This window comes from Trinickia sp. (genome assembly GCF_051953405.1).
Taxonomy (GTDB): domain Bacteria; phylum Pseudomonadota; class Gammaproteobacteria; order Burkholderiales; family Burkholderiaceae; genus Trinickia.
The window spans coordinates 23,210-32,299 of the sequence record NZ_JBQCIV010000153.1 but is presented as its reverse complement, the minus strand read 5'-3'; the positions used below and the strand labels follow the sequence as shown (position 1 = coordinate 32,299).

The following is a 9,090-nucleotide window of genomic DNA, read 5'->3' as shown; positions in this document are numbered from 1 at the left end:
CAAGCGAGCCCTCATGGGCGTGCTGGCGTCGTGCGGGCTGCTCAGCGCGCATGCCGCCTTGGCAGTCGGCGATAGTCCGGGCGGCCCCGCCGTCAACGAGATCAATTTCCAGCCGCCCGTGACGAAAATCGCTGAGGAGCTTTATCACCTGCACATGTGGATGTTAGTGCTGTGCACGGTGATCTTCATCGGCGTATTCGGTGTGATGTTCTATTCGATCATCGTTCACCGGAAGTCGAAGGGGTACAAGGCCGCCAATTTCCATGAAAGCACCACCGTCGAAATCATTTGGACGATCGTGCCGTTCATCATCGTCGTGCTGATGGCGCTGCCGGCCACGAAAACGGTCGTCGCCATGAAGGACACGAGCAATGCCGACCTAACGGTCAAGGTCACGGGCTACCAGTGGAAGTGGGGCTACGACTACGTCAAGGGTCCGGGCGAAGGCATCAGTTTCTTCTCCACGCTGTCCACGCCGCGCGACGAGATCGACGGCCGAGCGCCGATCACCGATACGTATCTGCAGGAAGTGGACAACCCGCTCGTCGTGCCGGTGAACAAGAAGATCCGCATCATCACGACGGCTAACGACGTCGTTCACTCCTGGTACGTGCCGGCCTTCGGCGTCAAGCAAGACGCGATTCCCGGCTTCGTGCGCGACACCTGGTTCAAGGCCGAGAAGACCGGTACCTTCCGCGGCTTCTGTACGGAGCTGTGCGGCAAGGAGCACGCGTTCATGCCGGTGGTCGTGACGGTGCTGTCCGACGACGACTACGCGAAGTGGGTCGACGATCAAAAGAAGAAGATGGCCGGCGCGAACGACGATCCGAATCGCACGTACACGATGGCCGAACTGATGCAGCGCGGCGGCGAGGTGTACAAGGCGAATTGCGCCGTGTGCCACCAGCCCACGGGCAAAGGTGCGGGTGCCTTCCCGGCGCTCGACGGCAGCAAGATCGTCAACGGTCCGATCGCCAATCACGTGAGCATCGTGCTGAACGGCAAGGGCGTGATGCCGACATGGGGCAAGACGCTCAACGATGTGGAAATCGCCTCGGTGATCACGTACGAGCGTAATTCGTGGGGCAACCACACGGGCGACATCCTGCAACCGCGGCAGGTCGCCGATGCCCGCAACGGCAAGATGCCCGAAGGCGGCGATCACCTGTCGGGCGCGGCTGCCGCGCCGGCGGGCGCGAGCGAAGCGCCGGCGGCGAGCGGCGCACAAGCAGCGAGTGGGCCGACGGCCTCGATCGGCGCGAAAGGCGCCGTGACGGCCAGCCGGGTGGGTCACGCACAGCCGGAAGCGGTCGCTGCCCGCGCCGCTTTGGCGGCTTGACGCGTCGCCGCACTATTTGCACTAGGAGATTCTCATGTCTAGCATCGGACACGATGTAGCCGCGGGCCATGGTCACGACGACCACGCGCACGCCACACCGCATGGCTGGCGCCGGTGGCTGTTCGCCACCAATCACAAGGACATCGGGACGATGTACCTGCTGTTCTCGTTCGTGATGTTCCTCTCGGGGGGCGTCGCGGCGCTGATGATCCGGGCCGAGCTGTTCCACCCGTACCTGTGGATCATGCGTCCCGAGTTCTTCAACCAGCTCACCACGATGCACGGGCTCATCATGGTGTTCGGCGCGATCATGCCGGCCTTCGTCGGTTTCGCGAACTGGATGATCCCGCTGCAGATCGGCGCGGCCGACATGGCCTTCGCCCGCATGAACAACTTCAGCTTCTGGCTGCTGCCGGTGGCGGCGATGCTGCTGGTCGGCTCGTTCTTCGCGCCGGGCGGCGCGACGGCCGCGGGCTGGACGCTCTATGCGCCGCTCTCGACGCAGATGGGCCCGGGCATGGACTTCGCGATCTTCGCGCTGCACATCATGGGCGCGTCGTCGATCATGGGCAGTATCAACATCATCGTGACGATTCTGAACCTGCGCGCGCCGGGGATGACGCTCATGAAGATGCCGATGTTCGTCTGGACGTGGCTGATCACGGCGTACCTGCTGATCGCGGTGATGCCGGTTCTCGCCGGTGCCATCACGATGGTGCTGTTCGATCGTCACTTCGGCACGTCGTTCTTCAACGCGGCCGGCGGCGGCGACCCGATCATGTACCAGCACATTTTCTGGTTCTTCGGGCACCCCGAGGTCTACATCATGATCTTGCCGGCGTTCGGGATCGTGTCGCAGGTGATCCCGGCCTTCTCGCGCAAGCCGCTGTTCGGCTATAGCTCGATGGTGTACGCCACGGCGTCGATCGCGATCCTCTCGTTCATGGTTTGGGCGCACCACATGTTCGTGACGGGCATGCCGGTCACCGGGCAGCTGTTCTTCATGTACGCGACGATGCTGATCGCCGTGCCGACGGGCGTGAAGGTGTTCAACTGGCTGGCCACCATGTGGCGCGGTTCGCTGACCTTCGAATCGCCCATGCTGTTCGCGATCGGCTTCTTGTTCGTGTTCACGATGGGCGGCTTCACGGGCCTCATGCTGGCAATGGCGCCGCTCGACATCCAATATCACGGCACCTACTTCGTGGTGGCGCATTTCCACTACGTGCTTGTCGCGGGGTCGCTGTTCGCGCTCTTCGCGGGGTGGTACTACTGGGCACCGAAGTGGACGGGCTGGATGTACAACGAGACGCGCGGCAAGATTCACTTCTGGGCGTCGATGATCTTCTTCAACCTGACGTTCTTCCCGATGCACTTCGTCGGCCTGGCCGGCATGCCGCGTCGCTACGCCGATTACCCGGCGCAGTTCACGGATTGGAACCAAGTGATCACGATCGGCGCATTCGGCTTCGGCTTGGCGCAGGTGTACTTCCTGTTCGCGGTCGTGCTGCCGGCCTATCGCGGCGGCGGCGAACTCGAGAAGGCGTCGGACAAGCCGTGGGACGGTGCTACGGGCCTCGAATGGACGATCCCGAGCCCGGCTCCGTTCCATACGTTCGAGAACCCGCCGACGGTCGAGTAATACGAGTCCTGCAATAACATGCAGTGCATGCAATAGGTCGCGTTCTGCCGGCTTGCTCGTGCGAAAGGCACGGCGCAAGCCGGTAGGCGGGGCCGAAAGCGGTGAAGCGGCGGCTAAGCAGCAACAATGCGCCGTCGCTCGAAGTAACCGAATAGACGATGAACCATTCACAAAAAAGACGCACGCCGGAGCAGATCCGCGCCGGCAATCAGCGGCTCGGCTTGGTCTTGTTCGCCATCGCCGCCGTCTTTTTTGTGAGTATCGTTCTGAAGTTTTGGCTGTCTCATTGAGACGCGGGACAGGTGCGATGACCTCTGGCGGAAAAAGCAGTTTTGCGAAGACGATGAAGGCGGTGCTTTGGTCGTTCTTCGGTGTGCGCCGGCGGGCCGATCACGAGGCCGACATGCAGCTCAACCCGCTGCATGTGATTGCGGCGGCATTGATCGCGGTGGCCTTGTTCATCGCGTTGCTGATTGCCGTGGTGCATGCGGTGACGAGCTGAGGCCGGCACGCAAGGCCAACCAACTCAAAAGCGAAGCGGCGCGGTGTCGAACGCGCCGACGAAGTGCGAAACAAGCGCAAAACAATTGGACTGAAGTGGAGAATCAACAATGAGCGGTCAAAACGAGAGCCCGTATTACTTCGTGCCGAATCCGTCTCGGCACCCAGTCACGGCGTCCATCGGCGTCTTCGTGATGCTCGGATCGTTGGGCCTGTGGATCAACGGCACGCCGTGGGCTCCGTTCACGTTGTTCGCCGGCCTGTTGTGGCTGCTCTTCGTGTTGTGGCACTGGTTCGGCGATGCGATCGCCGAATCGGAGACGGGCATGTACGGTAAGCGCGTCGACCGTTCTTACCGCTGGAGCATGAGCTGGTTCATCTTCTCCGAAGTCATGTTCTTCGGCGCCTTCTTCGGTGCGCTCTTCTATGCGCGCGAGATCGCGATGCACCAGCTCGGCAGTCTGGATTTCAAGCTCATTTGGCCCGACTTCACGGCGGTATGGCCGAATGAAGGGCCGGCCGCGCTCGCCGGCCACTTCAAGCAGATGGTGCCGTGGCCCGTGCCGACGATCAACACGGCGCTGCTTCTGAGTTCGGGTGCGACGCTGACGGTGTCGCACCACGCGCTGCGCGACGATCACCGCAAGAAGGCCATCGCTTGGCTGGCTGCGACGGTCTTGCTCGGCGTGACCTTCCTGTTCATGCAGGCGTTCGAGTACATCCACGCGTACAACGAACTGAACCTCACGCTGGCCTCGGGCATCTACGGCTCGACGTTCTTCTTGCTGACGGGCTTCCACGGTTTCCACGTGTTCCTCGGCGGCACGATGCTGACGGTCGTGCTCGTACGCCTGATTCGCGGTCACTTCACGGCGGATCACCACTTCGCATTCGAAGGCGCCGCCTGGTACTGGCACTTCGTCGACGTCGTCTGGCTGGGCCTGTACGTCGTCGTCTACTGGCTGTAATGTCCGCACGGCCCGTCTTGTTCATCGAGACGGGACGCTCGCAACGGTTTGTACGCATCGCGCGCTGCGATGCCGGCAAGATGAAGTACCGACGCCGCCTTCGGTTCGATCGAGGCGGCGTTTGTCGTTTTTGGGGGCGGTGCTGCGGCAACGTGTCGCAGCGATGCGGGCCGGATGCGGGCTTTTTTGGGGCGCAGCGCGTCCCAAAAAGGACGGATCAGCGGCCGAGCGGGACGTGGCTGTATTGAATCCAACCCAGCCAGTGGGCGAGCCAGAGGAAGAGAAACAGCGAGATCGACAGGCCGACGCGCGTGGCGAGCGACCAGACCATCCGCTTGGTTCTGCCCCGGTCGTGCATCATGAAATAAAGGGCCGACACCATACTGGCGATGATGAGGGCGAAAGCGACAGCGACAAAAATGTGCATGGAACCAACCGATGTTCGGAATCGACGAAAAGCAAACGATGCAATTATCGCACCGACCATACTGGCTCACGCAGCGAAGCGGGGCCGGCTGGCGCCCGTCGCTTCGCGCCGCCGGTCGACCTCTGTGCAACGCGCGTCGTATCTGATATGAAAATTCGTCTCGTTCCCGCGCTGCTGATCTTGATCGTGATGGCCGTCACGATCCGGCTCGGATTCTGGCAGCGCGACCGCGCCCATCAAAAGGAAGCGCTGCAGGCGCACATCGAGCAATACGAGCACGCGCCGGCTCAGCCCATCGGCGCGCAGCCGATCCCCGTCGCTTCGATCGAATATCATCGGGTGCGGGCTGTCGGCCGCTTCCTGCCGGAGCATGTCGTGTATCTCGACAACCGGCCTTACCGCGACCAGCCCGGCTTTTATGTCGTGATGCCGCTCGCGTTGAACGGCGGCGGCTATGTCCTCGTCAACCGAGGCTGGCTGCCGCGCAATATGGACAGCCGCACGACGATCGCGCCGTACTCGACGCCATCGGGCGACGTGACGATCGAAGGCATTGCGCGCGCCAACGCCTCGCAAGCGTTCGAACTGGGCGAAGGCGGATCGGCCGCGCATCAGCCCATTCGGCAGAACATCGACGTCGGCGCGTTCGCGAAAGAGACGGGTCTTGCCCTGCAGCCGTTCGTGATCCAGCAGACGAGCGACGATGGCGATACGCTCGTGCGCGATTGGCCCGTGCCGACGATGGGCGTCGACACGAACTACGGGTACATGTTCCAGTGGTGGGGCATGGCGGCCGCGGCCTTGGGCTTCGGCTTGTACGCGGCACGACGTGCCGCGAAAAAGGGAAATTGAGAAGGAGTCACGCTTGTCGATGTCATCTGAACGCTCACGCGGAGCCGATCGAAACCGCGCCGCTTCGTCCCAGCCGGCCCCGGCGCGCGGTTCGTGGAGGAGCGGCCGCTGGGTGGTGCTCGCAATCGGCCTCATGTGCGCGGCGCCGATCATCGCGTCCTATCTGACTTACTACGTCATCAAGCCGAAGGGCGGGGCGACGAACTACGGCGCGCTGATCGAACCGCAGCGCCCGATCTCCGGCGCGCTCATCGTCAAGGACGAAACGGGCAAGGCAATGCCGCTCGCATCGCTGCGCGGGCGCTGGCTCATGATCAGTGTCGATCGTAGCAATTGCGACAAAGCGTGCGCGACGAAGCTGTATTTCATGCGGCAGATCCGCGCGGCCCAAGGTGGCGAGCGCGAGCGGATGCTGACGGTCTGGCTGCGCACCGATGCCGATACGGTGCCGGACGTGATCGAGCGCGCCTATCCCGACACGCTCAAATTCGTCGCGGATCCGGCGGCGCTGTCGGCGTGGCTGCCGGCCGATACGGGCACGAACGACACCGATCACATCTATCTTGTCGATCCGAACGGCAATTTGATGATGCGTTTCCCGAAGAACCCCGATCCGAACAAGATCAAGGGCGATGTGACGAAGCTGTTGAAGTGGTCGAGCATCGGCTGATGCGCTGCGCGCATCGCCGATTGGCTGGAGGGTAACGATGTTTTTGCTGCAACTGGGCGCAACGGGTATCTGCATCGCGCTGCTTCCCTTGAGTTACGTGTGGATCAAGGGGAGCGACGACAAATTCCGCAAGCTCGTCTGGGTCACGACGTTTCTGACGCTCGACTTGATCATGTTCGGCGGCTTCACGCGCCTCACGGATTCGGGGCTCGGCTGCCCCGATTGGCCCGGCTGCTACGGTACGGCCTCGCCGTTTCTCGCGCATGCGCAAATTGCCGCCGCCCATGCGGCGATGCCGAGCGGGCCGGTCAGCATGATGAAGGCGTGGATCGAGATGATCCATCGCTACTTCGCCACGGCGATCGGCGTGCTCATCATCGCGCAGACCGCCAGCGCCTGGGTGGCGCGGTTCAAGCGCCGGACGCTGCACGTTTCGCCTTGGCGGCCGACGGCGTTGCTGCTGCTGATCGTCGTGCAGGGCGTGTTCGGCGCGTTGACGGTGACGATGAAGCTGCAGCCCATTATCGTGACGACGCATCTGCTGCTCGGGCTGACGCTGCTCGGCTCGCTCGCGTGGTTCGCCGCACGGCTTACGCCGTTTCCCGCCTACGAGCCCGACATCGCGCGGTACCGCACGCTGGCGCTCGTCGGCCTGCTGCTGCTCGTGATCCAGCTGGCGCTGGGCGGCTGGGTGAGCACGAATTATGCGGTGCTCGCGTGTACCGATTTCCCGACCTGCAACGGTCAATGGTTGCCCCCGATGAATTTCGCGCAAGGCTTTCACCTGTGGCGTGCGCTCGGCATGACCGGAGACGGCGAGGCGATCACCCAAGACGCGCTCGTCGCGATTCACTGGACCCATCGCACGTTCGCGTTTGTCGTCATCGCGTACTTGGCCGGCCTCGCTTTGAAGATGCGCCGCTATGAATCGCTGCGGCGCCCGGCGACGGGCGTGCTGATTGTGCTCGCGCTCCAATTTGCGACGGGCCTGTCGAACATCGTCTTGCAGTGGCCGCTGCCGATCGCCGTTGCCCACAACGGCGGGGCGGCCGTCCTGCTGCTGCTCGTCGTTGTGCTAAACTTCCGAACCGCTTCCAGCCGACTTGGCCGCGCCGCCGTTTCGTCGCGCGAGGCCGCACCCGCGTGATCCCATGGAAAGCACGACATTCGCCCGCCATCCGGGCTCCCGAATCTCCCAATACCTCGCGCTGACGAAGCCGCGCGTGACGCAGCTTGCTGTGTTCTGCGCGGTGATCGGCATGTTCCTATCGACACCGGGCATGGTGCCATGGAAGGTGCTGATCGGCGGCACGGTCGGCATCGCGCTGACAGCCGGCGCCGCCTTCGCGATCAACTGCCTCGTCGAACAGAAGATCGACGCCATGATGCGGCGCACGGCATGGCGTCCGTCCGCGCGCGGCGAGATCACGACCACGCAAATCCTGCTGTTCTCGGCCGTCCTGGGCGGTGTCGGCATGTGGACGCTGTACGCGCTCACCAATGCCTTGACGATGTGGCTGACGGTCGCCACGTTTATCGGCTACGCGGTGATCTATACGCTGCTGCTCAAGCCCGCCACGCCGCAGAACATCGTGATCGGCGGTGCGTCGGGCGCGATGCCGCCGGCGCTGGGCTGGGCGGCGGTCACGGGCCATGTGCCGGGAGACGCTTGGATCCTCGTGCTGATCATTTTCGTGTGGACGCCCCCGCATTTCTGGGCGCTCGCGCTGTATCGCCGCAAGGATTACGAAAACGCCGGGCTGCCGATGCTGCCGAATACGCACGGCGAAAAGTACACGCGGTTGCATATCTTTCTCTACACGGTGATTCTCTTCGCCGTCACGCTGATGCCGTTCGTCTCCGGCATGAGCGGGCTCGTCTACCTCGTTGCCGCCGTCTTGCTCGGTGCCGTGTTCCTCGGCTACGCGTGGAAGATCTATCGCGAATACTCCGATGCGCTCGCGCGTCGGACATTCCGGTATTCGATCGTATATCTGTCCCTGCTGTTCGCCGCGTTACTGGTCGATCACTACGCGCGCGGCGTGATCGGCCTTTGATACGCCTCATGCTCAAGCTTTCGACGATGCGCGCCGCGCGCGCGATGCTCGCGGCGTGCCTCATCGGCGGCACGCTGCTCGCGGCCGGCTGCGGTAAGAGCGAGCCGGCGTTCCAGAATCTGGATCTCACTGGCAACAAGCAGTTCGGGACCGATTTCTCGCTGCCCGATACGAACGGCAAACTCCATACGCTCGCCGATTACAAGGGCAAGGCTGTGGTTCTTTTCTTCGGCTACACGCATTGTCCCGATGTCTGTCCGACGACGATGGCCGAACTCACCCAGGCGATGCAGCAGCTCGGCCCCGAGGCCAAGCGCGTGCAGGTGCTGTTCGTGACGGTCGACCCCGCACGCGATACGCCGCAGGTGCTCTCGCAATACGTCCATGCGTTCAATCCGTCGTTCGTGGGGTTGCGGCCCGATGACGCCCAGCTCGCCAAGGTCGCGAAGGACTTTCGCGTCTACTACGCGAAGGTGCCGGGCAAGACACCCGACGACTACACGATGAACCACACGGCGGCCAGCTACGTTTTCGACCCGTCGGGCCAACTGCGGCTCTTCGCTCGCGACGGGCAGGGCGTGCAGCCCTGGGTTCACGACCTCAAGCTCTTGCTCGGCTAAGCGGCCATCGATCG

At 63.1% G+C, this 9,090-nt stretch carries 11 protein-coding genes; 10 read left to right on the top strand and 1 reads right to left on the bottom strand.

The genetic code is table 11. The features are described from left to right. From coxB to ACTHN9_RS27940, 5 genes are all read left to right on the top strand, one after another. Positions 1 to 1,339 (top strand): cytochrome c oxidase subunit II (coxB, locus tag ACTHN9_RS27960; RefSeq protein WP_440540080.1); only part of this gene is annotated, 1,339 nt, incomplete at its 5' end. Positions 1,340 to 1,373: 34 nt separating this feature from the next. Continuing rightward, entirely contained in the window at positions 1,374 to 2,981 is a 1,608-nt protein-coding gene (gene ctaD, locus ACTHN9_RS27955; RefSeq protein WP_440540079.1) for a cytochrome c oxidase subunit I, read from the top strand. A gap of 158 nt (positions 2,982 to 3,139) precedes the next feature. Further along, positions 3,140 to 3,271 carry a cytochrome oxidase small assembly protein gene (locus tag ACTHN9_RS27950; protein WP_440540078.1) on the top strand — a complete coding sequence of 44 codons (132 nt, stop codon included), beginning with the start codon at positions 3,140 to 3,142 and terminating at the stop codon, positions 3,269 to 3,271. A gap of 17 nt (positions 3,272 to 3,288) precedes the next feature. Further along, the gene (locus tag ACTHN9_RS27945) at positions 3,289 to 3,483 is read left to right on the top strand and encodes a DUF2970 domain-containing protein (RefSeq protein WP_440540077.1); all 195 of its coding nucleotides are present in this window, start codon (positions 3,289 to 3,291) and stop codon (positions 3,481 to 3,483) included. A 109-nt stretch (positions 3,484 to 3,592) separates the two neighbouring features. Beyond that, positions 3,593 to 4,450 (top strand): cytochrome c oxidase subunit 3, encoded by an 858-nt coding sequence (locus ACTHN9_RS27940; protein ID WP_440540076.1) that lies wholly within the window; start codon positions 3,593 to 3,595, stop codon positions 4,448 to 4,450. A 217-nt stretch (positions 4,451 to 4,667) separates the two neighbouring features. Here the strand turns inward: ACTHN9_RS27940 and ACTHN9_RS27935 are convergent, their stop codons facing one another. Beyond that, the gene (locus ACTHN9_RS27935; RefSeq protein ID WP_440540075.1) at positions 4,668 to 4,877 is read right to left on the bottom strand and encodes a twin transmembrane helix small protein; all 210 of its coding nucleotides are present in this window, start codon (positions 4,875 to 4,877) and stop codon (positions 4,668 to 4,670) included. A gap of 147 nt (positions 4,878 to 5,024) precedes the next feature. Between ACTHN9_RS27935 and ACTHN9_RS27930 the strand changes: the two genes are divergently transcribed. The 5 genes from ACTHN9_RS27930 (at position 5,025) to ACTHN9_RS27910 (ending at position 9,076) form a co-directional block, all read left to right on the top strand. Continuing rightward, positions 5,025 to 5,729 carry an SURF1 family protein gene (locus ACTHN9_RS27930; protein ID WP_440540074.1) on the top strand — a complete coding sequence of 235 codons (705 nt, stop codon included), beginning with the start codon at positions 5,025 to 5,027 and terminating at the stop codon, positions 5,727 to 5,729. A gap of 133 nt (positions 5,730 to 5,862) precedes the next feature. Then, complete coding sequence (locus tag ACTHN9_RS27925) at positions 5,863 to 6,399, top strand: SCO family protein (RefSeq protein WP_440540081.1); 537 nt, start codon at positions 5,863 to 5,865, stop codon at positions 6,397 to 6,399. A gap of 37 nt (positions 6,400 to 6,436) precedes the next feature. After that, positions 6,437 to 7,546, top strand: a complete 1,110-nt coding sequence (locus ACTHN9_RS27920; protein WP_440540073.1) for a COX15/CtaA family protein — start codon at positions 6,437 to 6,439, stop codon at positions 7,544 to 7,546. Positions 7,547 to 7,550: 4 nt separating this feature from the next. Further along, positions 7,551 to 8,456 carry a heme o synthase gene (gene cyoE, locus ACTHN9_RS27915; RefSeq protein ID WP_440540072.1) on the top strand — a complete coding sequence of 302 codons (906 nt, stop codon included), beginning with the start codon at positions 7,551 to 7,553 and terminating at the stop codon, positions 8,454 to 8,456. 8 nt (positions 8,457 to 8,464) lie between these two features. After that, positions 8,465 to 9,076, top strand: coding sequence for an SCO family protein (locus tag ACTHN9_RS27910; RefSeq protein WP_440540071.1), 612 nt, complete (start codon positions 8,465 to 8,467; stop codon positions 9,074 to 9,076). Positions 9,077 to 9,090: the final 14 nt, after the last annotated feature.